Here is a 24,125-nt window from a genome sequence, read left to right on the forward strand (position 1 = left end):
ACATGGGCCTTGTGGCCTGCACCCGCTGCACCCGGGTCTGGCCTGCGGGCACCCGAAGCTGCGCGCGCTGCGGCCAGCGGATGCACCCGCGCGAACCGCTGTCGCTGCAGCGGGTCTGGGCCTGGTGGAGCCTCGGGCTGATCGCCTATGTGCCGGCGAACCTCTACCCGATGCTGGAAACCCGGACCCTCGTCAGCACCCAGGACAACACCATCGTCGGCGGCGCGGTCGAGATCGCCCGTCACGGCAGCTGGGGCATCGCCGCGGTGATCCTGACGGCCTCGGTGCTGATCCCGATCGGCAAGTTCCTCGCGGTGGCGGGACTCGCGCTCAGCGTCGCGCATGGCAGCCACGTCAGCCGCGCCCGGCGCCAGCAGCTTTACGAGGTGGTGGAATATATCGGCCGCTGGTCGATGATCGACGTGTTCGTCGTCGCCATTCTCTCGGCGCTGGTGCAGCTCGGCGCCGTGGTCTCGATCAGTCCCGGCCCGGCCAGCCTGTTCTTCGCGGTCTCGGTGATCGCCACCATGCTGTCGGCGCAAAGCTTCGACAGTCGCCTGCTTTGGGACGGCCCCGATCCGTCCCCCGCCCCCCGGAGCCGTCTGGCATGACCGATCTTCCTCCCGAAACCCCGGTCGAACCGGCCGGCCGCAGCCTGCTGGACCGGGTTTCCATCGTCTGGGTGATCCCGGCGGCGGCCTTGGCCATCGCGCTGGGCGTGGCCTGGCACAGCTATGCCGAACGCGGGCCGCTGCTGGAGCTGACCTTCGAAACCGCCTCGGGCATCAAGGCGGGCGAGACCGAGCTGCATTACCGCGACGTGACCGTGGGTGTCGTCGAGAAGGTCGGCTTTACCGACAGTCTCGGCGAGGTGCTGGTCTCGGTCCGGCTCGACAAGGCGGTCGCGCCCTATGTCGATGACAGTGCCGATTTCTGGGTGGTCCAGCCCGAGGTCAGCGCGCGCGGCGTGACCGGGCTGTCGACCGTGCTGTCGGGGGTCTTCATTCAAGGCATCTGGGACGACCGGCCCGACGGCTTTGTCGAACGCCACCAGGGCAAGAACGCGGCCCCCCTGAACCGCGAGGGCCGCCCGGGCCTCAGGCTGCGGCTGCGCGCCGCCAGCGATGCCGGGCTGACCGAAGAGGCGCCGATCCTCTATCGCGGCATCGAGGTCGGCCGGATCGGCAAGGCCGAGGTCAGCCAGGACGGCTCGACCGTCGAGGCCGATGCCATCGTCTTCGCCCCGCATGACCGGCTGATCTCGACCTCGACCCGGTTCTGGGACAGTTCGGGCTTTTCCTTCTCGCTCGGGCCCGGCGGCGCGCGGGTCGATTTCTCGTCCGTCGCCGCGCTGGTCTCGGGCGGCGTCACCTTCCAGAGCGTGGTGTCGGGCGGGCGCGAGGTCGAGCCCGAGACCCGGTTCGAGGTCTATCCCGACGAATCCAGCGCCCGGGCCAGCGTCTTTGCCGCCGACGAGGGCACCGCGCTGACCCTGACCGCCTATTTCGAGGAAAATGTCGAAGGGCTTTCGGTCGATGCACCGGTGACGCTGGGCGGGCTCAGGATCGGCCGCGTCACGTCGCTGAACGGCATCGTCGATGCCGCGCGCTTCGGTGACGACCGGGTGCGGCTTTCGGCGACGCTGGCGATCCAGCCCTCGCGACTGGGCATCGCCCAGAGCGCCACGCCCGAGGACGCGCTCGACTATCTCGCGGGCCGGGTGCGCGAGGGGCTGCGGGCACGGCTGGTGACCGCCTCGATCCTGACCGGCGGGCTCAAGGTGGAACTGGTCGAGACCGCAGAAACGACACCGGCCGAGATCGACCGCGACGCCGATCCGAACCCGGTGATCCCGACTACGGCGAGCGACATTTCCGACGTCTCGGCCACCGCCGAGGGGCTTTACAACCGCATCAACGACCTGCCCATCGAGGACCTGATGCAAAGCGCCATCGACGCGCTGAACAGCGTCAGCACCCTGGCCGGCAGCGACGAGATCCGCGCCGTGCCGGGCGAGGTCAAGGCGCTGGTCGGCGAGGCGCGCGGCATCGTCGGCTCGGACGAGATGCAGGCCCTGCCCGGCCGCATCGACGGGGCCGTCGCCGCCATCGAGACGCTGATCCGTCAGCTGGCCGAGGCCGATGCCGCGACCCGCCTGACCGGCGCGCTCGACGCGGCCGCCGGGGCGGCGCAAAGCATCGACACCGCCGCCGCCGGGCTGCCCGATCTGGTGGCGCGGCTGAATGCGGTGGCCGATCAGGCCGCGACATTGCCACTGGACGAGCTGGCGCAACGGATCTCGGCGCTGCTCGACAGCACCGACCGGCTGATCGACACCGATCAGGCCCGCAACCTGCCGACCGATCTCTCGGCCGCGCTGCGCGAACTGGCCGCGATGCTGGCCGAGCTGCGCGAGGGCGGCATCGTCGGCAATGCCAATGCCACGCTCGCCTCGGCGCGGTCGGCCGCCGACGACATCTCGACTGCCGCGCGCGATCTGCCCGACCTGCTGGATCGGGCCCAGCGCATTCTGGGGCAGGCCTCGGCCACCATCGAGGGCTATGACGCCTCGCGCGGGATGGGCCGCGAGATCGACGCCGCACTCCGCGAGATCCAGCGCGCCGCCCAGGCCGTGACGACGCTGTCGCGGGCGCTGGAACGCAACCCCAACTCGATCCTGTTCGGACGCTGACATGAAACCGCACCTGCTTCTTGCCGCCCTCGTCCCCTCCGCCCTGGCGCTGGCCGCCTGCAGCGGCAGCCCCGACCGCTATACCGTGCCCGACACGGCCGTCGCCGGGCCGCACCTGCCCGTCGCCTGGCGCAGCGTCGCGATCCGCGAAGTGTCGCTGCCGACCTATGCCGCGTCCGAGGAAATCTACAGCCGCAGCGCCAGCGGCGCGCTGACCTCGTCCTCGGACGTACTTTGGGCCGACGACCCGACCCGCGCCATCACCCAGGATCTGGCGCGCCTGCTGGCGCAAATGACCGGCGCCCAGGTCGCGGCAGAGCCCTGGCCCTTCTTCGACCGTGCCCAGGCCACGCTCGAGATCCGCGTGGCCGACATGCTGGCCGAGCCCGACGGGACCTTCCGCCTGACCGGCCAGTTCTTCGTGGCCCCCGATGCCGGCGGGCGGAACCGCAGCGCGCCCTTCGCGATCGCCGTTCCGATCGCCGCCCCCGCCGGTCCCGCAGAAATCGCGGCGGCGCGCGGCGCGGCGCTGCGCGAGCTTGCGACCCAGATCGCCCGGACCGGGCTGCGCTGAGCCGCCTTCCGCCAAAGCCCGATTGCACCCGGACCGGCGCGGCGCTAGCCTCTGCCCGCCACCGCCCCAAGGAGCCCAAGATGCCCGATACCGCCCCGAACAGCTGGGAAGCCCGCGCCGAATCGTCCAGTTTCTACGGCTTTACCGATCTGCCCTCGGTCAAGGCGCGCGGCACGGTGGTGCTGACCCATGGCGAAGGACCCTATGTGATCGACACCGAAGGCCGGCGCTATCTCGACAGCAATTCGGGGCTCTGGAACATGGTCGCGGGCTTCGATCATGCCGGGCTCGCCGCCGCCGCCAAGGCGCAATACGACCGCTTCCCGGGCTATCACGCCTTCTTCGGGCGGATGTCCGACCAGACCGTGATGCTGAGCGAGAAACTGATCGAGGTCTCGCCCTACGACCGCGGCCGGGTCTTCTACACCAACTCCGGGTCCGAGGCGAATGACACGCTGGTCAAGATGCTGTGGTTCCTGGCCCGCGCCGAGGACCAGCCCCAGCGCCGCAAGATCCTGACCCGCAAGAACGCCTATCACGGCGTGACGGCGGTCTCGGCCTCGATGACCGGCAAGCCCTATAATGAACTGTTCGGCCTGCCACTGCCCGATTTCATCCACCTGACCTGCCCGCATTACTGGCGCGAGGGCCAGCCCGGCGAGACCGAGGCCCAGTTCACCGCCCGCATGGCGGCCGAACTGGAAGAGGTCATCGCGCGCGAGGGCGCCGAGACCATCGCGGGCTTCTTCGCCGAGCCCGTCATGGGCGCGGGCGGCGTGATCCCGCCCTCGGCGGGCTATTTTCAGGCGATCCAGCCGATCCTGAAGAAACACGGCATCCCGCTGATCTCGGACGAGGTGATCTGCGGCTTCGGGCGCACCGGCGCCGTCTGGGGCTGCGAGACCTACGACTTCGTCCCCGATGCCATCATCTCGTCGAAGGCGCTGACGGCGGGCTATTTCCCGATGGGCGCGGTGATCCTCGGCCCCGAGCTGGCGGACCGGCTGCACGCGGCCTCCGAGGCGGTCGAGGAATTTCCGCACGGCTTTACTGCCTCGGGCCACCCGGTCGGCTGCGCCATCGCGCTGAAGGCCATCGACGTCATCCTGAACGAGGGTCTGCTGGACAATGTCCGCCGCCTGACGCCCCGGTTCGAAGAGGGCATGACTCGGCTGGCCGAGAACCCCAATATTGGCGAGTTTCGCGGCAAGGGGCTGATGGGCGCGCTCGAAGCCGTCGCCGACAAGCCGACCAGGACGCCCTTCGCCTCCAACCTCTCGGTCAGCGAGCGGATCGCCAATACCTGCACCGATCACGGGCTGATCTGCCGGCCGCTGGGCCAGTCCATCGTGCTGTGCCCGCCCTTCATCCTGACCGAGCCGCAGATGGACGAGATGTTCGAAAAGCTCGAGGCCGCGCTGACCGAGGTCTTTGCCGGGTTGAAGGCGGGGGCGTGAGCACCGCCACCCCCGCGACGCAGGCGCTGAAACGCGCGGGCGTCGCGTTCCGACCCATCGAATACGCCTATGTCGCCGGTCAGGACCGGATCGGGCTGCATGCGGCCGAGGCCATTGGCGCCGACCCGGGCCGGGTGCTGAAGACCCTGATGGTCGAGATCGACGGCAAGCCCGCCTGCGCGGTGATCCCCTCGGACCGGACGCTGTCGATGAAGAAGGTGGCCGTGGCCTTCGGCGCCAAATCGGCGCAGATGATGCCGCCCGACAAGGCCGAGCGGCTGACCGGCTTTCATACCGGCGGCATCAGCCCCTTCGGCCAGAAGCGCCGCGCGCCGGTGGCCTTCGAGGCCAGCGCGCTGAACGTGCCGGAAATCCTGCTGAACGGCGGCCGCCGCGGGCTGATGGTGGCGCTGGCCCCGGCCGATGCGCTGGCCGCAGCCGGGGCGCAGGCGGCCGATCTCTGCGCCGAGCACGGCTGACGGCAGGGCGCGGCACCGGCGCCGATTGACCCCGGCCGCGAAGCCGCCAAGATGGACCCGACGCCCAGACGCCCGCGCGAGAGGACCCGACGATGCCGATGTACAACTACCGCTGCACCGCCTGCGAAGCCGAATTCGAGCTTCTGCGCAGCCTCAGCGATGACAGCGCCCCCGCCTGCCCCGACTGCGGCAGCCACGAGGTCAAGCGCCTGCTGTCGCGCGTCGTCGCCACGGGCGACAGCGCGAAACTGATCAAGGGTGCACGCAGCCTCGCCAAGAAGGAAGGCCATTTCAGCAACTACTCGAAAAGCGAGCGCAAGAAGGGCGGCGTCTGACCGCGCGCCCGCGTTTGGATCAGTCCTTGTCCTTGCGCCGCTTCTCGCGGAACTCGATCCCGAAGATCGCGGTCTGCGCGGCCAGAAATCCGAAGAAGACCGCCGCCGCGATCGAGGTCACGGTATGGACCGGGCCCGCCGTGAGATAGCCCCAGTCGGTCATGAGAAGGGTGACCAGCGTCACCGCAATGCCGACGCCCCAGGCGATCCGCCCTGTCGAAGGCTCTTTGCTGTCGTTTTCCATGCGCCGGAAATTGGCACCGCGCCCGGCGACAGGCAAGCGCGGCTTGCGGTCGCGGCCAAGAGCCGGGGCCTCAGCGCGACGCCTTCTCGGCGATCCCGCTGACGCCCTCGCGCCGCGCGAGTTCCGCGGCGACATCCGCGAGGGTCACGTCGCGCGCGGCCAGCATCACCAGCAGGTGATAGACCACGTCCGCAGCCTCGGCGGTCAGCCGGGCGCGGTCGCCGCGGACCGCCTCGATGATCGCCTCGACCGCCTCCTCGCCGAATTTCTCGGCGCATTTCTCGGGGCCTTTCGAGAACAGCTTGGCTGTCCAGGAGGTGTCCGGATCGGCGCCCTTGCGCGCCTCGACCGTGGCGGCAAGGCGCGCCAGCGCCTCGAGATCGGATGCACTCATGTCAGCCTCACGGGGATACCGGCCGCGGCCATGTGGGTCTTGGCCTCGCCGATGGTGAATTCGCCGAAATGGAAGATCGACGCGGCCAGAACCGCGCTGGCCCCACCTTCGGTGACGCCTTCGACCAGATGGTCGAGCGTGCCGACCCCGCCCGAGGCGATCACCGGCACATCGACAGCATCGGAAATCGCGCGGGTCAGCGGCAGGTTGAACCCCGCCCGCGTTCCGTCCCGGTCCATGCTGGTCAGCAGGATCTCGCCCGCGCCCTTGGCAACCACCGTCTTGGCGAATTCGACCGCGTCGATGCCGGTGGGCTTGCGCCCACCATGGGTGAAGATCTCCCATTTGCCAGGGCTGACGGTCTTGGCGTCGATGGCGACCACGATGCACTGGCTGCCGAACTGGTCGGCCGCCTCATGCACCACATCGGGGTTGGCGACCGCCGCCGAGTTGAAGCTGACCTTGTCGGCGCCCGCCAGCAACAGTGCGCGCACATCCTCGGCCGTCCGCACCCCGCCGCCCACGGTCAGAGGCATGAAGCACTGCTCGGCCGTGCGGCGCACCACGTCGAACATGGTGCCGCGATTTTCATGAGTCGCGTGAATGTCGAGAAAGCACAACTCGTCCGCCCCGGCCGCGTCATAGGCCTTGGCGGCCTCGACCGGATCGCCCGCATCGACGAGATTGACGAAATTGACCCCCTTGACCACGCGCCCCTCGGCCACGTCGAGACAGGGGATGATACGGATCTTCAGCATGGCGGCTCCTTTCGCGCTCTCTTAGCGCGGGCGGGCGCCCGAGGAAAGACGCCCGAGAACAGCCAGCGGAAGGCCCCGAGCCGCGCCCCCGAAGGGGCACCGATGCCGGGGCCTTCGGACTGGAGTCGCCGGCGACGTGCCGGGCCCGCGGAAGACATGCTCCCGCTGCTCCCCGACACGCCGCCGGACGACGGCAGGGACGGCCTAGAGCGGCCGCGCCTGTTCGTAGCCGCGCGCAGAGACGCCGCGCGGCGTTGTCAGCAGGTGATCGGGGGTCAGACGCAGGGTGTCCATCGCGATCATCCGCTCTTCGTCGGTGGGCACGACAAGGGTCGCGACCGACGCATCGGCAGCGCTGATGTTCGGATAGCCGTCGCGCGCCACCTCGTTCGTGGCCTCGTCGATCCGGACGCCCAGGAAGCCCAGCCCCGAACAGATCCGGGTCCGGATCTCGGCGCTGTTCTCGCCGATGCCTGCTGTGAAGACCAGCGCGTCGAGCCCGTTCATCGCGGCCGCATAGGCGCCGATAGTCTTCTTGATCTGATAGACGAAAATCTCGACCGCCAGCCTGCACCGCTCGTCGCCGTCAGCCGCCCGCGTGGTCACCTCGCGCATGTCGTTGCTGACGCCCGAGACGCCCAGAAGCCCGCTCTTGTGATAGCAAAGCGTCTCGACGTCCTTCAGGCTCATCCCCAGCTGATTGACCAGATGGAAGATGATCGACGGGTCGAAATCGCCCGACCGGGTGCCCATGGGAACGCCCCCGAAGGTGCCGAACCCGATCGAGGTATCGACCGACCTGCCGCCATCGACCGCAGTCAGCGTCACGCCGTTGCCCAGATGGCAGATCACCATCTTCATGTCCTCGATGGGCCAGTTCAGCAGATCGGCCGTGGCCTGGCTGACATAGCGGCAGGACGTGCCGTGAAAGCCGTATTTCCGGATGCCGCTCTTGGCATAAAGCGCGTAGGGCAGCGCATAGACATGCGCCTCGGGCGGCACGGTCTGATGGAACGCGGTATCGAACACCACGATGTTCGGGACGCCCGGGAACAGACGCATCGCGGCCTCGATACCCGCGATGTTGCAGGGATTGTGCAGCGGCGCAAAGCCGACGCAGGCCCGCAGCTGGGCCATGACCGCGTCATCGACCACGACCGAGTCGACGAAAACGTCGCCGCCATGGACCGCGCGATGGCCGATGGCCGTGATGGCCGCCGGGCAGTCGATCACGCCATAGTCGGCATGCATCAGGCTGGCCAGCATCAGTTCAAGCGCGGTCTTGTGATCGGGCACCGGAAGCTCGACCTTCTCGCCGCGGCCTCCGGCCTTGTGATCCGAATAGGAGCCGTCTTCGCCGATCCGGGCGATCAGACCCTTCGCCACGACTTCGGACAGATCGGTCGTGTAAAGCTGATACTTCAGGCTGGAACTGCCGCAGTTGATGGTCAGGATCATGGTGTCGTCCTTTCTTTGAAACAGCAAGGACGGGCGGCGCGACGGGGGGAGGGTGGGAGGAGGGTGTCGCGCCGCCCGTTCGGGGTGCAGGGTGTCGGTCTGCCCCCGGATCACACCGGCAGTGGGAGGAGAGCCCAGAAGCCGATGGAAGTCAGTACGTTGAAGACCAGCGTCATGGCCGCGATGGTGCAGGCCGGCGGGTCGATATGGGTGTCGCCGCGGTCGAGGAAGACCCGGGCGAAGAATTCGCCCACGAAGGCGCAGACCAGGCCTGCGATGCCGGCCCAGAGGATGCTGCCCGAGGCCACGCCGACGATGGCGGCCGGCAGGGCGATGTGGTGGGTCACCGGGGTCAGAACGCCGACCGTCAGGAACAGCAGGCTCGCGGCGGCGATGCCGAAGGCCAGAAGCGCGCCAGCGGTGCCGTAGGTGACGCCCAGCCAGCCGCCCAGCAGTCCGACACCGATGCCGATCACGGCGATCTGGCCAAAGCTGCTCTGGAACACCAGCCATTTGGTGGCATCGGTCGGGTGGAAGAACCGCTCGCCCTCGGGGGTTTTCCCGCACAGGCCGCAGGTGCCCCAGAGAAAGCGCACGATGAAGGCCGAGATCACGACGCTCATGCCGGGATAATCGGTCCAGGGCAGGCCCGGGCCCACATCGGGCACCATCGCGACACCCCAGCAGATCACGTAGCCGACGATCCCGAAGATGCCGCCGACCAGCAGCACGTCCGGGCTGTTCAGCCCCATGCCAGCCGTCACGATGTTGCGGCCGCTGTCCAGCTTGCCCTTCGAGGCCGCATAGGCCGCGGCGGCGACGCCAGAGGCGAACCCGCCCACATGCGGGCCGAAGACGCCGAACGGGATCCCGAAGAAGTCGGTGGCCGCGGGTGCGACCGCCAGCTGGATCGCGACGCCCGCGATCGTCAGGATGCCCACGAAGGCGAAGGCCGGCAATGCGCCGATCGCCGCCCCGAAGATGCCGCCTCCGAAGGCGACCAGTAAACCGAGTGCAGTCATTTATTCCTCCTTGCAACGCAATCGACATTCCTCACGCAAGATCCTCGAATGGGATTTACGCGTTCGCTTCGATTCCGCTTCCAAGTTCGCATGTCGATTTTTTTCGGTTTCCGCTTGCTTCGCACCCGCGTCCGTTTTTCGAAACGCAGGTTGCCGTCTCCGGAAAAGCCGAAGGCCCTCCGGTTGGTTCAAACTGCATCCCCCGATATGTGATATCGAAAGCGAGTCCCGAATTCGGGTGCGTCGTCACAAATAATGTTGATCGAATTGGCACAGCCGGTCAACGCGGGGAACTTGGCCTCCGGTGGTAATTTCTTGCCGGAGTCGGACAAGACCCGGAATTCGCCCTCCAGAGGCCCCGGAATCGGCCCGCCAGGGCGAAAGCCGTCAAATTTTCTTGTTTTATTACTAGGTCCTACGAAGGTACCATGAGTCCTCCGCCACATGCCGAAGGCCCTGTCCGACACACCCCTGCGCGGTTCTGACCGAGGATACCTTGTCCTCCCGATGACAAGTTTTTACCCGTCCGGGTAATTTCTTGTCATCGCGCCCGATTGCGCCTCGCCGCGGCCCGGCGCCAAACCCCTTGCTTTCAAGGGCGACGCGTCCGATTTGCTGCCGCCGTCAAGGGATTACCCGTCATTGTCAAACCCTTCGCGTTGCTGACGGCCCCTGCAAAATCCTATTCTCTCTTCAACGACGCGGCCAATCGCGAAGGAAATGGAAATGTCCGGTTCCTCGAAAAAGAAAGTCCTCATGATCGTCGGAGACTATTCCGAAGATTATGAAGTGATGGTTCCCTTTCAGGCGCTCGGAATGATCGGTTTCCAGGTCGACGCGGCTTGCCCGGGGAAACGCTCGGGCGACACTGTCAGGACCGCAGTCCACGATTTCGAGGGCGACCAGACCTATAGCGAAAAGCCCGGTCACCTCTTTCAGCTGAACACCGCCTTCGGACTGATCGAGGCGGACGCCTATGACGGGCTCTACCTCGCCGGGGGCCGGGCCTGCGAATACCTGCGGCTCGACGAGGACGTGCTGGCGCTGACCCGCACCGTCATGGAGGCGGGCAGGCCGGTCGCGGCGATCTGCCATGGCCCGCAAATCCTGGCCGCTGCCGGCGTTCTCGCCGGTCGCCGCCTGACGGCCTACCCGGCCGTCGCCCCCGAGATCCGCGCCGTCGGCGGCACCTATGTCGCCGTCGCGCCGGAAAACACCGTGATCGACGGAAACCTCGCGACGTCTCCGGCCTGGCCCGGACATCCGGGACTGCTGCGCGCCTTCGCGCGCCAACTGGCCCCCGACCTCGCGATCTGAAGCAATCGGCGCCGGCGGGCCGCGAGGGCTCGGCGGGGCATCACAGCCTGGAGGAAATCATGATTGAGAAGGGCTTTACGAAACCGACGGACCGCGTGATGCGGCTCAAGTCCCAGATCATCCACGCCCGGCCCTATGTCGAGTCCGAGCGTGCGGTTCTGGCGACCGAAGCCTACAAGGCAACCGAAGGGCTGCCTGCGATCCTGCGGCGCGCCAAGGTGGCCGAGAAGATCTTCAACGAGCTTCCCGTGACCATCCGCGACGACGAGCTGATCGTCGGCGCGATCACCAAGAACCCGCGCTCGACCGAAATCTGCCCCGAATTCTCGTTCGACTGGGTGGAAGCCGAGTTCGACACCATGGCAACCCGCGTCGCCGACCCCTTCGAGATCCCGAAGGAAACCGCCGCCGAGCTGCATGAGGCCTTCAAGTACTGGCCGGGCAAGACGACCCAGGCGCTTGCCGCGTCCTACATGTCGAAAAAGGCCCATGATTGCATGGCCAACGGCGTGTTCACCGTCGGCAACTACTACTTCGGCGGCGTCGGCCATGTCTGCGTGGACTACGGCAAGATCCTGAAGATCGGCTTCCGCGGTGTCATCGAACAGGCGATCAAGCTGCTTGAATGCCTCGACGAGAAAGACCCGGGCTTCATCAAGAAGAAACAGTTCTACAACGCGGTCGTGATCTCCTACAACGCCGCGATCAACTTCGCCCACCGCTACGCGGCGAAGGCGGAAGAGCTGGCCAGGCAGGAATCGAACCCGAGCCGCAAGGCCGAGCTGGAACAGATCGCCAAGAACTGCCGCCGCGTGCCTGAAAACCCGGCCACGACGTTCTGGGAAGCCTGCCAGACCATGTGGTTCGTCCAGTGCATGCTGCAGATCGAATCCTCGGGCCACTCGATCTCGCCGGGCCGGTTCGACCAGTACATGGACCCCTACCTGCAAGCCGACAAATCCATCAGCCGCGAATTCGCGCAGGAACTGGTCGACTGCATCTGGATCAAGCTCAACGACGTCAACAAGACCCGCGACGAGGTGTCGGCCCAGGCCTTTGCCGGTTACGCGGTGTTCCAGAACCTCTGCGTCGGCGGCCAGACCGAAGACGGTCTCGATGCGACCAATGACATGTCCTACATGTGCATGGAAGCGGTCGCCCATGTGAAACTGCCCGCGCCGTCCTTCTCGATCCGCGTCTGGCAGGGCACGCCCGACGAGTTCCTGTTCCGGGCCGCCGAGGTCGTGCGCCTCGGGCTGGGTGTGCCCGCGGTCTACAACGACGAGGTGATCATCCCCGCGCTGCAGAACCGCGGTGTCTCGCTGGCCGATGCCCGCGACTACGGCATCGTCGGCTGCGTCGAACCGCAGGCGATCCACCGCACCGAAGGCTGGCACGACGCGGCGTTCTTCAACGTGGCCAAGGTTCTGGAAATCACCATGAACAACGGCCGCGTGGGCGACACGCAGCTGGGGCCGAAGACCGGCGAGATGACCGACTGGAAATCGCTTGACGACTTCTATGCGGCGTTCCAGGCGCAGATGACCTTCTTCGTCAAGTACTTGGCCGAAGCCGACAACTGCGTCGACCTCGCCCATGCCGAACGGGCGCCCCTGCCCTTCCTGTCGGCCATGGTCGACGACTGCATGGGTCGCGGCAAGTCGGTCCAGGAAGGCGGCGCGATCTACAACTTCACCGGTCCGCAGGCCTTCGGCGTCGCCGATACCGGCGACTCGGTCTACGCCATGAAGAAATTCGTCTTCGACGAAAAGAAAGTGTCGATGGCGGATCTGAAGGACGCGCTGGACGCCAACTTCGGGGTCGCGCTGGGCGAGAGCGCCCAGACATCGGGCGGCGGCACGCCGAGCGAAGAGGAAGTCTACGCCGCGGTGCGCAAGGTGCTCTCCACCAACAGCTCGGTCGATGTGGCCACGCTGAAGGACGAGGTCTACCGCACGCTGGCCGCCAAGGACACGCCGCAGTCGGGTTCGTCCAAATATGACGGCATCCGCCGCCTGATGGACTCGGCCGAGTGCTTCGGGAACGATGACGACGAGGTCGACCTGATCGCCCGGAAATGCGCCCGGATCTACTGCCTCGAGGTTGAAAAGTACACCAACCCGCGCGGTGGCCAGTTCCAGGCCGGGATCTACCCGGTGTCCGCGAACGTGCTCTTCGGCAAGGACGTGGGCGCGCTGCCCGACGGCCGTCTCGCCAAGAAACCGCTCTCGGACGGCGTGTCGCCCCGGCAAGGCAAGGATGCGAAGGGCCCGACGGCCGCGGCGAACTCGGTGGCCAAGCTCGACCACTTCATCGCCTCGAACGGCACCCTCTACAACCAGAAGTTCCTGCCTGCGGCGCTGGCCGGTGACCAGGGCCTGCAGAACTTCGCCTCGCTGGTGCGGTCGTACTTCGATCACAAGGGCATGCACGTGCAGTTCAACGTGATCGACCGCCAGACCCTGCTGGACGCGCAGAAAAACCCGGATGCCCACAAGGACCTCGTGGTCCGCGTGGCCGGCTACAGCGCCCAGTTCGTCGTCCTCGCGAAAGAGGTGCAGGACGACATCATCAGCCGGACGGAACAGACGTTCTGATCCAGCGATTGGCCGGTCCCCGCATCGCAGCACGCGGGGGCCGACCGGGGAGAGGCGCGGGCGGCGGCCCCTGACATCCAGCCGCCCGTGTCCGCCCCACCCGACCGACCCGCGAAGAAACAGGTGACCCGAATGCCCCGCTATCAAAGCTTCCATCCCAGGACCGAGATCGTCTTCGGCCCCGGACTGCTGGACCGCCTGCATGCCTATCGCGGTCAGAAAGTCGGTATCGTGACCGACGCCTTCATGGCCCAGTCGGGCGCGCTCGACCGGGTGAAAGCCTCGCTGAAGGGCTGCGACGTGCTGGTCTTCGACGAAGCGATCCCCGAGCCGCCGCTCGACACCGTCTCCAGGGGCGCCCGCCTGCTGGCCGATTTCGGCCCGGACGTGATCCTTGCGCTGGGCGGCGGCTCGCCGATCGACGCCGGCAAGGCGATCCTGGCCATCGTCCGCCAGATGTCCGAAGGCCGCTATATCCCGTTCGTCGCGATCCCGACGACCAGCGGCACCGGGTCCGAAGTGACCTCGTTCGCGGTGATCTCGGACCCCGCCAACGGCCGCAAGTTTCCCCTGATCTCGGAAGAGCTCGTCCCCGACGTGGCGCTTCTGGACCCCGAATTCGTGCGCACCGCGCCGCCGAAGGTGACCGCCGATACCGGTATGGACGTCATCACCCACGCCATCGAGGCCGTGGTCGCGACCGGCGCCAACCACTTCACCGACGCCTTCGCCGAAAAGGCGCTGGCGCTGGCCTTCGCCTCCCTGCCCCGCTGTTTCGCCAATGGCGACGACATCGAGGCGCGGGACGCGATGCACCAGGCGTCCTGCCTGGCCGGGCTGGCGTTCAGCGCGGCGGGGCTCGGCATCAACCACAGCCTCGCCCATGCCCTCGGCGGGCGGCTCCATGTCGTGCACGGCCGCGTCAACGCGGTGCTGATGCCGCTGGTGATCGCCTGGAACGCCGAAGAGCCCGAGGCCGCCGAACGCTACGCCCGGATCGCCCGTCTGATCGGGCTCGACGTGCCCAGTACGCGCGCCGGGGTCGGCACCCTGATCCACGCGATCCAGGGCCTCAATGCCAGGTTCGGCATCCCGTCATCCCTCCGGGGTCTCGGGACGGACATGGAGGAATTCAGCCATGCCCGATCCCAGATCGCGGCGGCAGCGCTGGCCGATGCCTGCACGACCAGCAACCCACGCAAACCGTCCCAGGCAGACCTGGACGCCCTGCTGATGCAGGTCGGCGGTTAGGAGACGAGGGAGGATGCAGCAGAGCAAGAAGCGCGAAGACCCTAAGGCAAACTTCATTATCGAAACATCGTGAGCAAGGAGAGAGCGATGCAACAGGAAGCACTGGGAATGGTCGAAACCAAAGGTCTGGTCGGCGCCATCGAGGCCGCTGACGCCATGGTCAAATCGGCCAACGTGACGATGATCGGCTACGAGAAAATCGGCTCGGGCCTCGTCACCGTGATGGTGCGTGGCGATGTCGGCGCGGTCAAGGCCGCCACCGATGCGGGCGCCGTGGCGGCCGGCAAGGTCGGCACCGTGGCCTCTGTCCACGTGATCCCGCGGCCGCATACCGAGGTGGAACGCATTCTGCCCCATCCCGCCCCGGCCGCCGAATAACCCCTGATTAAGGACAAGGAGGATCGGTCATGAAAGACGATCTTGTCGAACAACTGATGGGGGAAGTGATCCGGAAAATGGGGGGGAGCGACAGCTCCTCCTCCTCCGAACCCCAACCCCAGGCCAAGGCGGCTCCCGCCAAAGCCCCCAAGGCGTGCCAGCTGACCGAATTCGTCGGCACCGCGATCGGCAACACGATCGGCATGGTCATCGCCAACGTCGATCCGGCGCTGCATGACGCGATGAAGATCGACAAGAAGTACCGCTCGATCGGCATCGTCGGCGCGCGGACCGGGGCCGGTCCCCACATCTTTGCCGCCGATGAAGCGGTGAAGGCGACCAACAGCGAAGTGCTGGTGATCGAACTGCCGCGGGATACCGAAGGCGGCGCTGGCCACGGGTCGTTGATCATCTTCGGCGCCGCGGACGTTTCCGACGCCCGCCGTGCGGTCGAAGTCATGCTGAGCGAACTGGACCGGACCTTCGGGGACGTCTACGGCAACGCCGCGGGCCACCTGGAATTCCAGTACACCGCCCGGGCCAGCTTTGCGCTGAACAAGGCTTTTGGCGCCCCGATCGGCCAGGCCTTCGGCATCACCGTCGGCGCCCCTGCGGCGATCGGCGTGCTGATGGCCGATACCGCGGCCAAGGCGGCGACGGTCGATACCGTCGGCTACGCGTCGCCGGGCAACGGCGGCACCAGCTACTCGAACGAGGTGATCTACATGTTCAGCGGCGACTCCGGCGCGGTGCGCCAGTCGATCCATGCCGCGCGCGACGTCGGCAAGCAGCTTCTGGGCACGCTTGATCCGACCACCGAGCTCAAGTCGACCACCACTCCGTACATCTGAGCTTGAAAGAGGATGACCGTCATGACCGAGAAAAGCCTTGGATTGATCGAAACCATCGGCCTGGCCGCTGCCGTTGAAGCCGCCGACGCTGCGGTGAAATCGGCCAACGTCCAGCTTGTGGGCTACGAACTGACCAACGGCGACGGCATGACGGTCGTCAAGCTTCGCGGAGAAGTGGGCGCCATCAAGGCCGCGGTCGCGGCCGGCGCCGTGGCGGCCGAACGCGTGAACCGCGTCGTGTCGATCCAGGTTATCGCGCGCCCGGCGCGGGATGTGTCCTTGCTGGTGGACAGTCCCGCGACCGTGGGCGTGGTCCCGGCGGAACCGGTTCCTGAACCGGCCGCCGGAACGGCCGCGGCGTCCGAGCCTGCGGCCGAGGCCGAGGCGGGGCTCTCCAGCGCGGCTGAAGCCGCGTCGGAGGTCCCTGCCCCGGTCGAGGCCGTCTCACATACGGACGAGGACGCCGAAGCCTCGTCGGACGCCGCTGGGACACCGGCGTCCGACGAAACCCCTGCCCCGGCTGAACCGGCAGACCCGGAAAGAGCTGCGGCAGCCACGCACGAAGCCGAGCCCGAACCCAGCGACGAGACACAAGACACAGAAACACCCTCCGAGGCGGCGGCGGCTCCCGCGCCTTCGGAGGCTGCCGCCGGACCCTCCGGTGAGACGGCGGCGACCGGAGCCGGGGCGCCTGGCGCAGGACGGCGAAATCGCCGGCGCCCCGGCCCGGCCGGAAAGCCCGGCGGTAAAGGGCGCTGAAACGAACCGCCCCGGCCGAACCGGCGGGGCAAGGACGGGAAACGGCCGGAGCCCGGGCACGACATGTGCCCGGGACCGGGATCCCACCGGCGCCGGAACGGCGGGGCGGGGCGGGCCGAGAAGAACAGGACAGGACGATGCAGGTGACTGGGAACATAATTGATCGGATCGTAGCCGAGGTGCTGGCCCAAGGCCGCGCAGCGGCGAAGGAGGCCGCGGCCCCGACGGCGGCTGCCAGCCCCGAGGCCGATCCCGCTCTGGTGCCGATCGGCGTGTCGAACCGGCATATCCACCTGTCGCGTCAGGACATGGACGCCCTCTTCGGCCCGGGCGCCATGCTGACCCGCAAGAAAGCGATGAAACAGCCCGGCCAGTACGCAGCCGAGGAAACCGTCATCATTCGCGGCGCCAAGGGCGAGATCGGCAAGGTCCGCGTGCTCGGGCCGCTGCGCAAGGACACCCAGGTCGAGATTTCCATCGCCGACGGCTTCGTGCTCGGCGTCAAGCCGCCGCTCCGGATGTCCGGCAAGCTCAGCGACACGCCCGGCATCGAGATCGTCGGGCCGCAGGGCACGGTTCGCAAGGAGTCGGGCGTCATCGCCGCGATGCGCCACATCCACATGCTGCCCGAAACCGCCGCCCGGCTGGGTCTGGCCAATGGCGACGAGGTCAGCGTGCTGGTCGGCGGTCCGCGCGGCGGGATCATGCATCACGTCGTGATCCGCGCGGCCGAAGCCTCGGCCACCGAAATGCATATCGACGTCGAGGAAGCGAACGCCTTCGGGCTGAAGAACGACGACCTCGTGCGGATCCTCAGGGACTGATCCGGACGAACGGCGAGACGGAGAGAGAACGATGAGCACCGACAGGACATTGCGCGACTTCGCCGAGCTGATCCGCTCGGGGTCTGTGGTGCCCGCCGACGCCTGGGCCAAGGGTCCGCTGAAGGTCGGCGTCGACCTCGGCACGGCGAACCTGGTGCTGGCCGTGCTCGATGCGTCGAACCGCCCGGTCGCGGGCATCACCCATCATTCGACGGTGGTCCGCGACGGCATCGTCGTCGACTATATCGGCGCGGTCCGTGCGGTCACCGCGATGAAGGCCGAGCTTGAAAAGCGGATCGGTCGGCCGCTGCTGAAAGCCGCAGCCGCGATCCCGCCCGGCGTCCATCCCGGCAGCACCAAGGCCATCGGCAATGTGGTCGAGGCCGCCGATTTCGAACTGACCGAGATCGTCGACGAACCCGCCGCCGCCGCCCGCTTCCTGGGCGTCTCGGACGGGGCGGTGGTCGATGTCGGCGGCGGCACGACAGGCATCAGCGTGCTGAAGGACAGCAAGGTTCTCGCCTCCTTCGACGAGGCCACCGGCGGCACCCACATGACCCTGGTCCTGGCCGGTGCGCGCGGCCTGCCCTTCGACGAGGCCGAGGCCGAAAAGCTCGATCCCGCGAATGAACGCATGGTTTTCGCGGTCGTCCGCCCGGTGGTCGAGAAGATGGCCAGCATCGTCGAACGCTTCCTGCAGGCCCATCCCGATGTGGACACGGTCCATGTGGTGGGCGGCGCCTGCACCTTCAGCGAATTCGAAAGCGTCTTCGCCAAGCAGACCGGCCGCCGGATCGTCAAACCGGCCGAGCCTCTGCTGGTGACCCCGCTCGGCATTGCCATGTTCCCGCAGGCGACAGGAGACAAGTGATGGACCGCTCCGCGCTCGACACGCTTCTGAACCGGGCCCTGCTGGACCTGCTGTCGGACCGCATCGTCGCCCGGCTGAAGGCGCGCGAACGCTCGGCGCTCCTGCTCTTTTCGGGCACCGATCTGGGGCTCGATCCGGCGCTGAAATCGCTGTCGAAACTGACCGATGCGGGCTGGAGTTTCGAGATCCGCCGCACCCCCGACGCAGCCGGGCTTCTGACCCCGGAACGGCTGCGGCTACTGGGCGGCGCGCGGGCGATCCCGCCGATGGCGGCGCCCGGGGAAACCGATATCGACGGCGCGCTGGGCCGCAACGGCCTGGTGGTGGTGCCCGCGCTCAGCGTGGCGCTGGCCGCGCGCGCCTCGCTCGGCATGGCCGAGGACGAGGTCTCGGCGCTGCTGACCGGCGCGCTCGAACGCGGCCGCCGGGTGGTGGTGGCGCGCGACGGCGTCTGCCCCGCGGGCCGCGAGCGCAACGCACGCGGGCTGACCGGAAACGAGGCCTTCCGCGAGATGCTGGCCGGACATCTGGTCCGCCTGCAAAGCTATGGGGTCGAACTGGCCTGGGCCGCGAAGCTGGGCGATGCCATCGCGTCCCCGCGGCCGGGCGACCGGGGGCCGGGCCCGGGCCGGAGGACTGCGACACCCTCCGTGCCCGGGTCGCGGGTCTTCGGCCGGAGCGAGGCCCAGACGCTGGACTCGGCCGAATTGCGGATCGGGTCGGACGTGCTGATCACGCCGCTGGCGGCGGAAGAATTGCGGGCCCGGCACGTCCGGGTCGTGCGAGTGTAAGGAGAAGGGCGATGCATCTGGGACGCGTGATCGGAACCGTCGTCTCGACCAGCAAGGACCCGAGCCTTGTGGGCTCCAAGCTGCTGATCGTGGCGCGGCTGAACCCGCAGCTGGACCCGACCGGGTTCACCGAAATCGCCGTCGACACGGTCGGCGCGGGCTATGGCGAGACGGTGATCGTCTCGAAGGGCAGCGGCGCGCGCATGGCGGGCACGCTGGGCAAGTCGGTCTCGGATGCCTCGATCGTCGGCATCGTAGACACCGTCGAGACCCATTGAGGGAGACCCGGACATGCACTGCGATATCGACGCCCAACTGATCGAACGGCTGGTCACGGCCGCGCTGGAACGGCGCGCCCTGCCCGCCGCCCCGACCCCGTCGCTGACCCTGGCCGAGGCCGAGGCCATCGCGGCCCGCGCGCAGGCCGCCTCGGCGGCAATGGGCGTGCCGATGGTGATCGCGGTGGCCGACGCGACCGGCGCCCAGATCCTGTTTCACCGGATGGAGGGCAGCCTGCCCGCCAGCGCGACGCTGGCCCCCGGCAAAGCCTGGACCGCCGCCGCGTTTCGCATGGGCACCGATGAGCTGGGCCGGCAGGCCCAGCCGGGCGGGATGCTCTTCGGGGTCGAAAGCACCCATGACGGCCGCGTCGTGGCCTTCGGCGGCGGGCTTCCGGTCCGCCGCGACGGCACCGTGATCGGCGCCGTCGGGATCAGCGGCGGCACCGTCGACGAGGACATGGCCATCGCGCGCCAGGCCCTGAACGGAATTTGAACGGATTGGGGCGCGGCCCCGAAGAAGGAGCGGAAAGATGAACGACAAGGATATCAGCGACGCCGTGGCCCAGGTGCTCAGCGGTTATGGCAGCGCGGCGGCCGACACCGGCGCCGGCGCGCCTCCGGCCAATCCGAAGAGCGGTCAGCCCATGTCCGACCTCGTGGCGCAGATCCTGGCCGAAACCGGCTCGTCTCCGGCAGCCGGCGACGCGGCGCAACCCGCCTACGTGCCCGGCTCGAAACGCTGCTGCTGGTCCAAGGCGCATCCCTCGGACGATCCGCTGGACGATATCGTCAACGGGCTGGTCGCGCATGCGCTGGGCGACAAGCAACCCTGCACCGTCTGCCCGCATTCGGCCAGCTCGGAAGAGGTCGCCGTGTCCGACGACGAGGCCACCACCCTTGGCGACGGCGTCTTCGCGTCCATGGACGAGGCCGTCGCGGCGGCCGAACTGGCCCAGCGGCAGTACCTGTTCTGCACCATGGCCGCGCGCAAGCGCTTCACCGACGGCATCCGCGAGGTGATCCTGTCGAACGGCACGCTCGAGCGGATCTCGCACATGGCGGCCAACGATACCGGCATGGGCAATGCCGCCCACAAGATCATCAAGAACCGGCTGGCCTGCGAAAAGACCCCGGGCATCGAGGATCTGACGACCGACGCTCTCAGCGGCGACGAGGGGCTGACGCTGGTCGAATATTCGCCCTTCGGCGTGATCGGCGCCATCTGCCCGACCACCAACCCGACCGAGACGATCATCTGCAACGCGATCGGCATGCTGGCCGCGGGCAACGCCGCCGTCTTCAGCCCCCACCCGCGCGCCAAGAAGGTCTCGCTTCTGGTGGTCAAACTGATCAACCGCAAGCTGGCCACGCTGGGCGCGCCCGCGAACCTCGTGGTGACGGTGCAGGAACCCTCGATCGACAACACCAACGCGATGATGAACCATCCCAAAGTGCGGATGCTGGTCGCGACCGGCGGCCCGGGCATCGTCAAGACGGTGATGTCGACCGGCAAGAAAGCCATCGGCGCGGGCGCGGGCAACCCGCCGGTCGTGGTCGACGAGACCGCCGACATCGAGAAGGCCGCACGCGACATCGTCAACGGCTGCAGCTTCGACAACAACCTGCCCTGCATCGCCGAGAAAGAGCTGATCGCGGTCAACCAGATTGCTGACTACCTGATCGCGGAAATGCAGAAATGCGGCGCCTACCTGATCAAGGACCCGGCGCTGGTGAAAAAGCTCGAGGCGCTGGTCATCAACGACAAGGGCGGTCCGCAGACCTCCTGCGTCGGCAAGAGCGCGACCTACCTGCTCGACAAGATCGGTGTGAAGGCGGGCAATGACGTCAAGATCATCCTGATCGAGACCGACAAGGACCATGTCTTCGTGCAGGAAGAGCTGATGATGCCGATCCTGCCGCTGGTGCGCGCGCCCAGCGTCGACGATGCGATCGACCTGGCGGTCGAGCTGGAACACGGCAACCGCCACACCGCGATGATGCACTCGAACAACGTGCGCAAGCTGACCAAGATGGCGAAGCTCATCCAGACCACGATCTTCGTCAAAAACGGACCGTCCTATGCGGGGCTCGGTGTCGGCGGCGAGGGCTACACGACCTTCACCATCGCAGGACCGACCGGCGAGGGTCTGACCTCGGCCAAGTCCTTCGCCCGCAAGCGCAAATGCGTGATGGTCGAGGCGCTGAACGTCCGCTGAGGCGGGCGTCGGCAGAAACTTGAGGCAAGAGATCAGGGGATACGGGACCATGAACACGAGGATCATCAACGCGCCGCAGGAAAATATCCTGGACATGCTCACACGGCGCATCGCCCCGCATACCCGGAAATGGATCGAGGCGAATCCGATCTCGGCGATCGGGTTCGTCCAGACCAGCGTCCCCGATCTCTTCTTCTTCGCTGACGTGGCCGGCAAGGCGGCCAACGTCTACACGGTCGAGCTTTTCGGGTCCTGCCCCCAGACCACCACGACGCTGGCGGTGATGGGCGAGACCTCGGCCGTGCGGGCGGCGATGGCGGCAATCGAGGCGGCGCAGAGCCCCGCCTTCTGACCAGCCGCTTAGCCTGTGGCGGCAAGACAAACGGAAGGGACAAAAAGATGTCCGACATCGATTTCGACAAAGAAGGCACGGTCTTCGACATCCAGCGCTATTCGATCCATGACGGCCCGGGCGTGCGCACCATCGTGTTTCTCAAGGGCTGCCCGCTGCGCTGCCGCTGGTGCTCGAACCCCGAAAGCCAAAACCCGGAACCGGAACTGTTCTTCCGCGCCTCCAGCTGCATCAAGTGCGGCCAGTGCATCCCGGTCTGTCCGACCCAGGCGCTGGCGGTCACGAATCCGGGGTTCGTCGATCGGCAGAAATGCGTGAAATGCGGCACCTGCGCCGGGGTCTGCCCGACCCAGGCGCTGACCATCTCGGGCAAGAAGATGACGGTGGCCCAGGTCATGCAGGAACTGCGCAAGGACGCGATCCATTATCGCCGCTCGGGCGGCGGCGTGACGCTGTCGGGCGGCGAGCCGCTCTTCCAGCACGACTTCGCCAAGCAGCTTCTGATGGCCTGCCATGAACAGGGCTGGAACACCGCGATGGAGACCACGGGCTACACCACCCGCGAGATCGTGCGCGACGTGATCCCCCATGTCGACCATGTGCTGCTGGACATGAAGGCGGTCGATCCCGAGGTGCATGTCGCCAATACCGGCGTCGACAACCGCATCATCCTGGAAAACGCCCTTTGCATGGCGTCGCTGACCCATACGGTGGTCCGCGTGCCGGTGGTTCCGGGCGTCAACGACACCGTCGAGGCGGCGCAGGCCGTGGCCCGTTTCGCCAGGCTGATGCCCGGCGTCGATACCGTGCACCTGCTGCCCTATCACACCTATGGCGAGAACAAGTACGCCCTGCTCGGGCGGGCCTATCCGATGGGCGACACCCCCAACATCAAACCCGAGGATGTCGGGCATCTGGTCGCGGCCATCGAGGATCTGGGACTGACCTGCGTGGTCGGGGGCTGACCCCCGGCCGCGCGCCAAACCGAAGGAGGCGCCGGACATGTCGTATACAAGCTCTGAATCGGTCACCGAAGGCCACCCGGACAAGGTCTGCGACCAGATCTCCGACGCGATCCTCGATGCCTACCTGACCCGGGACCCGATGGCGCGCGTCGCCGCCGAGGTTCTGGCCTCGGGCAATACCCTGCACATCGCGGGCGAGATCACCTCGACCGCCCATGTCGACGTGTCCGCCGTGGCGCGCGGCGTGCTGCGCCGGATCGGCTATACCGATCCCGCGCTCGGCTTCGACGCCGAGGGCTGCTTCATCCTGACCGACCTGCACGAACAGTCGCCCGACATCGCCATGGGCGTGTCGCGCGACGCCGAACTGGGCGCCGGCGATCAGGGCATCTTCTACGGCTTCGCCTGCGACGAGACCCCGGTTCTGATGCCCGCCGCCATACATCATGCCCACCGCCTGACCGAGACGCTGGCGCGGGTGCGCCATACCGGCCGGCTGCCCTGGCTGCGGCCCGACGGCAAGGCTCAGGTCACCTTCGAGAACGGCCCCGACGGCCGCCCGGCGGTGCTGCGCAGCCTCGTGCTGTCGGCCCAGCATGCGCCAGAGATCGAGCGCGAGGAGATGCTGCGCGGCCTGATCGAAGAGGTGATCGCGCCGGTAATGGGCCATTGGCTGCGGGCCGAGACGCGGGTGCTGATCAACCCGACGGGCCGCTTCGTGCTGGGCGGGCCCGCCGCCGATACCGGGCTGACCGGCCGCAAGCTGATGGTCGACACCTATGGCGGCATCGGCCGACATGGCGGCGGAGCCTTCTCGGGCAAGGATTCGACCAAGGTCGACCGCACGGCCGCCTATATGTGCCGCTACATCGCAAAGAACGTCGTGGCGGCCGGGATCGCACAAAGTTGTGAAGTCTCGCTCGCATTTGCGATAGGTCAGTTTCATCCCGAGATGGTCGGGATTACCTTACCTCGTGGGTGCGAGGTGACCCCGGACAGGCTCGAAAAAGCCGTCCGGGAGGTGTTTCCTCTGTCCGTGGCGGGCATGATCGACACCCTGCACCTGCGTCGGCCGATCTTCGAGAGAACGGCGGCCTACGGGCATTTCGGACGGGGCACAGAGGGGTTCCCATGGGAGCAGACGGATCGGACGGTCGCCTTGCAGAAGGCCTGCAACTGACATCCGAAGCGCCTCCAAATTCATACATCAAGAATACATCATTTCCACGCGGCGGCAGCGAGACCGTCGAGGCCAAAGC

General features: G+C 67.3%; 26 protein-coding genes. 21 read left to right on the forward strand and 5 right to left on the reverse strand.

Annotated elements, in window-relative coordinates; all coding sequences use genetic code 11:
* Positions 1–2: 2 nt before the first annotated feature.
* The 6 genes from BYZ73_RS01880 (at position 3) to BYZ73_RS01905 (ending at position 5,537) form a co-directional block, all read left to right on the forward strand.
* Positions 3–611, forward strand: a complete 609-nt coding sequence (locus tag BYZ73_RS01880; RefSeq protein WP_112314684.1) for a paraquat-inducible protein A — start codon at positions 3–5, stop codon at positions 609–611.
* The gene (locus BYZ73_RS01885) at positions 608–2,692 is read left to right on the forward strand and encodes an MlaD family protein (RefSeq protein WP_112314685.1); all 2,085 of its coding nucleotides are present in this window, start codon (positions 608–610) and stop codon (positions 2,690–2,692) included. Before BYZ73_RS01880 ends, BYZ73_RS01885 begins: the two co-directional genes overlap by 4 nt.
* 1 nt (position 2,693) lies before the next feature.
* Complete coding sequence (locus BYZ73_RS01890) at positions 2,694–3,266, forward strand: PqiC family protein (RefSeq protein WP_112314686.1); 573 nt, start codon at positions 2,694–2,696, stop codon at positions 3,264–3,266.
* Positions 3,267–3,346: 80 nt separating this feature from the next.
* A complete protein-coding gene (locus BYZ73_RS01895) occupies positions 3,347–4,723 on the forward strand; it encodes an aminotransferase (RefSeq protein WP_112314687.1) in 1,377 nt (458 codons plus the stop codon).
* Positions 4,720–5,202: a Cys-tRNA(Pro) deacylase gene (gene ybaK / locus BYZ73_RS01900; protein WP_112314688.1), complete on the forward strand. Its 483-nt coding sequence runs from the start codon at positions 4,720–4,722 to the stop codon at positions 5,200–5,202. Before BYZ73_RS01895 ends, ybaK begins: the two co-directional genes overlap by 4 nt.
* Before the next feature lie 92 nt (positions 5,203–5,294).
* Positions 5,295–5,537, forward strand: coding sequence for an FmdB family zinc ribbon protein (locus BYZ73_RS01905; RefSeq protein ID WP_112314689.1), 243 nt, complete (start codon positions 5,295–5,297; stop codon positions 5,535–5,537).
* Positions 5,538–5,556: 19 nt separating this feature from the next.
* On the opposite strand, the gene BYZ73_RS01910 is transcribed toward BYZ73_RS01905, so the two are convergent.
* From BYZ73_RS01910 to BYZ73_RS01930, 5 genes are all read right to left on the reverse strand, one after another.
* Positions 5,557–5,781 (reverse strand): hypothetical protein, encoded by a 225-nt coding sequence (locus tag BYZ73_RS01910; RefSeq protein ID WP_112314690.1) that lies wholly within the window; start codon positions 5,779–5,781, stop codon positions 5,557–5,559.
* Positions 5,782–5,851: 70 nt separating this feature from the next.
* Positions 5,852–6,175, reverse strand: coding sequence for a phosphoribosyl-ATP diphosphatase (locus BYZ73_RS01915; protein ID WP_112314691.1), 324 nt, complete (start codon positions 6,173–6,175; stop codon positions 5,852–5,854).
* Positions 6,172–6,933, reverse strand: coding sequence for an imidazole glycerol phosphate synthase subunit HisF (gene hisF / locus BYZ73_RS01920; protein ID WP_112314692.1), 762 nt, complete (start codon positions 6,931–6,933; stop codon positions 6,172–6,174). The genes BYZ73_RS01915 and hisF overlap by 4 nt, the downstream gene beginning before the upstream one ends.
* A 204-nt stretch (positions 6,934–7,137) precedes the next feature.
* Complete coding sequence (locus tag BYZ73_RS01925) at positions 7,138–8,391, reverse strand: acetate/propionate family kinase (protein WP_108024124.1); 1,254 nt, start codon at positions 8,389–8,391, stop codon at positions 7,138–7,140.
* Between the two features lie 110 nt (positions 8,392–8,501).
* Entirely contained in the window at positions 8,502–9,413 is a 912-nt protein-coding gene (locus tag BYZ73_RS01930; protein WP_108024125.1) for a DUF7973 family transport facilitator, read from the reverse strand.
* 756 nt (positions 9,414–10,169) lie between these two features.
* Here BYZ73_RS01930 and BYZ73_RS01935 point away from each other — a divergent pair.
* From BYZ73_RS01935 to metK, 15 genes are all read left to right on the forward strand, one after another.
* Positions 10,170–10,730, forward strand: coding sequence for a DJ-1/PfpI family protein (locus BYZ73_RS01935; RefSeq protein WP_281269458.1), 561 nt, complete (start codon positions 10,170–10,172; stop codon positions 10,728–10,730).
* Positions 10,731–10,789: 59 nt separating this feature from the next.
* A complete protein-coding gene (locus BYZ73_RS01940) occupies positions 10,790–13,327 on the forward strand; it encodes a glycyl radical protein (RefSeq protein ID WP_108024129.1) in 2,538 nt (845 codons plus the stop codon).
* 132 nt (positions 13,328–13,459) lie between these two features.
* Complete coding sequence (locus BYZ73_RS01945) at positions 13,460–14,578, forward strand: 1-propanol dehydrogenase PduQ (protein WP_112314694.1); 1,119 nt, start codon at positions 13,460–13,462, stop codon at positions 14,576–14,578.
* A gap of 87 nt (positions 14,579–14,665) precedes the next feature.
* Entirely contained in the window at positions 14,666–14,956 is a 291-nt protein-coding gene (gene pduA, locus BYZ73_RS01950; RefSeq protein ID WP_075787138.1) for a propanediol utilization microcompartment protein PduA, read from the forward strand.
* A gap of 29 nt (positions 14,957–14,985) precedes the next feature.
* Positions 14,986–15,807, forward strand: coding sequence for a propanediol utilization microcompartment protein PduB (gene pduB / locus BYZ73_RS01955; RefSeq protein WP_108024133.1), 822 nt, complete (start codon positions 14,986–14,988; stop codon positions 15,805–15,807).
* Positions 15,808–15,819: 12 nt separating this feature from the next.
* Positions 15,820–16,566, forward strand: coding sequence for a BMC domain-containing protein (locus tag BYZ73_RS24120; RefSeq protein WP_425451056.1), 747 nt, complete (start codon positions 15,820–15,822; stop codon positions 16,564–16,566).
* 137 nt (positions 16,567–16,703) lie between these two features.
* Positions 16,704–17,390: a phosphate propanoyltransferase gene (locus BYZ73_RS01965; RefSeq protein ID WP_112314696.1), complete on the forward strand. Its 687-nt coding sequence runs from the start codon at positions 16,704–16,706 to the stop codon at positions 17,388–17,390.
* Positions 17,391–17,421: 31 nt separating this feature from the next.
* Positions 17,422–18,261 (forward strand): ethanolamine utilization protein EutJ, encoded by an 840-nt coding sequence (gene eutJ, locus BYZ73_RS01970; RefSeq protein WP_112314697.1) that lies wholly within the window; start codon positions 17,422–17,424, stop codon positions 18,259–18,261.
* A complete protein-coding gene (locus BYZ73_RS01975; RefSeq protein ID WP_112314698.1) occupies positions 18,261–19,052 on the forward strand; it encodes a hypothetical protein in 792 nt (263 codons plus the stop codon). Before eutJ ends, BYZ73_RS01975 begins: the two co-directional genes overlap by 1 nt.
* Before the next feature lie 11 nt (positions 19,053–19,063).
* The gene (locus BYZ73_RS01980) at positions 19,064–19,330 is read left to right on the forward strand and encodes a EutN/CcmL family microcompartment protein (RefSeq protein WP_112314699.1); all 267 of its coding nucleotides are present in this window, start codon (positions 19,064–19,066) and stop codon (positions 19,328–19,330) included.
* Positions 19,331–19,343: 13 nt separating this feature from the next.
* Entirely contained in the window at positions 19,344–19,826 is a 483-nt protein-coding gene (locus BYZ73_RS01985) for a GlcG/HbpS family heme-binding protein (RefSeq protein WP_108024142.1), read from the forward strand.
* A gap of 37 nt (positions 19,827–19,863) precedes the next feature.
* Positions 19,864–21,549 carry an aldehyde dehydrogenase family protein gene (locus tag BYZ73_RS01990; RefSeq protein WP_112314700.1) on the forward strand — a complete coding sequence of 562 codons (1,686 nt, stop codon included), beginning with the start codon at positions 19,864–19,866 and terminating at the stop codon, positions 21,547–21,549.
* 49 nt (positions 21,550–21,598) lie between these two features.
* A complete protein-coding gene (locus BYZ73_RS01995) occupies positions 21,599–21,901 on the forward strand; it encodes a BMC domain-containing protein (protein WP_108024146.1) in 303 nt (100 codons plus the stop codon).
* Positions 21,902–21,948: 47 nt separating this feature from the next.
* Positions 21,949–22,866 carry a glycyl-radical enzyme activating protein gene (locus BYZ73_RS02000; RefSeq protein ID WP_112314701.1) on the forward strand — a complete coding sequence of 306 codons (918 nt, stop codon included), beginning with the start codon at positions 21,949–21,951 and terminating at the stop codon, positions 22,864–22,866.
* Between the two features lie 37 nt (positions 22,867–22,903).
* Positions 22,904–24,046, forward strand: coding sequence for a methionine adenosyltransferase (gene metK, locus BYZ73_RS02005; protein ID WP_112314702.1), 1,143 nt, complete (start codon positions 22,904–22,906; stop codon positions 24,044–24,046).
* The last annotated feature ends 79 nt before the right edge of the window (positions 24,047–24,125 follow it).

The organism is Rhodovulum viride, from assembly GCF_003265965.1.
GTDB lineage: Bacteria > Pseudomonadota > Alphaproteobacteria > Rhodobacterales > Rhodobacteraceae > Rhodovulum > Rhodovulum kholense.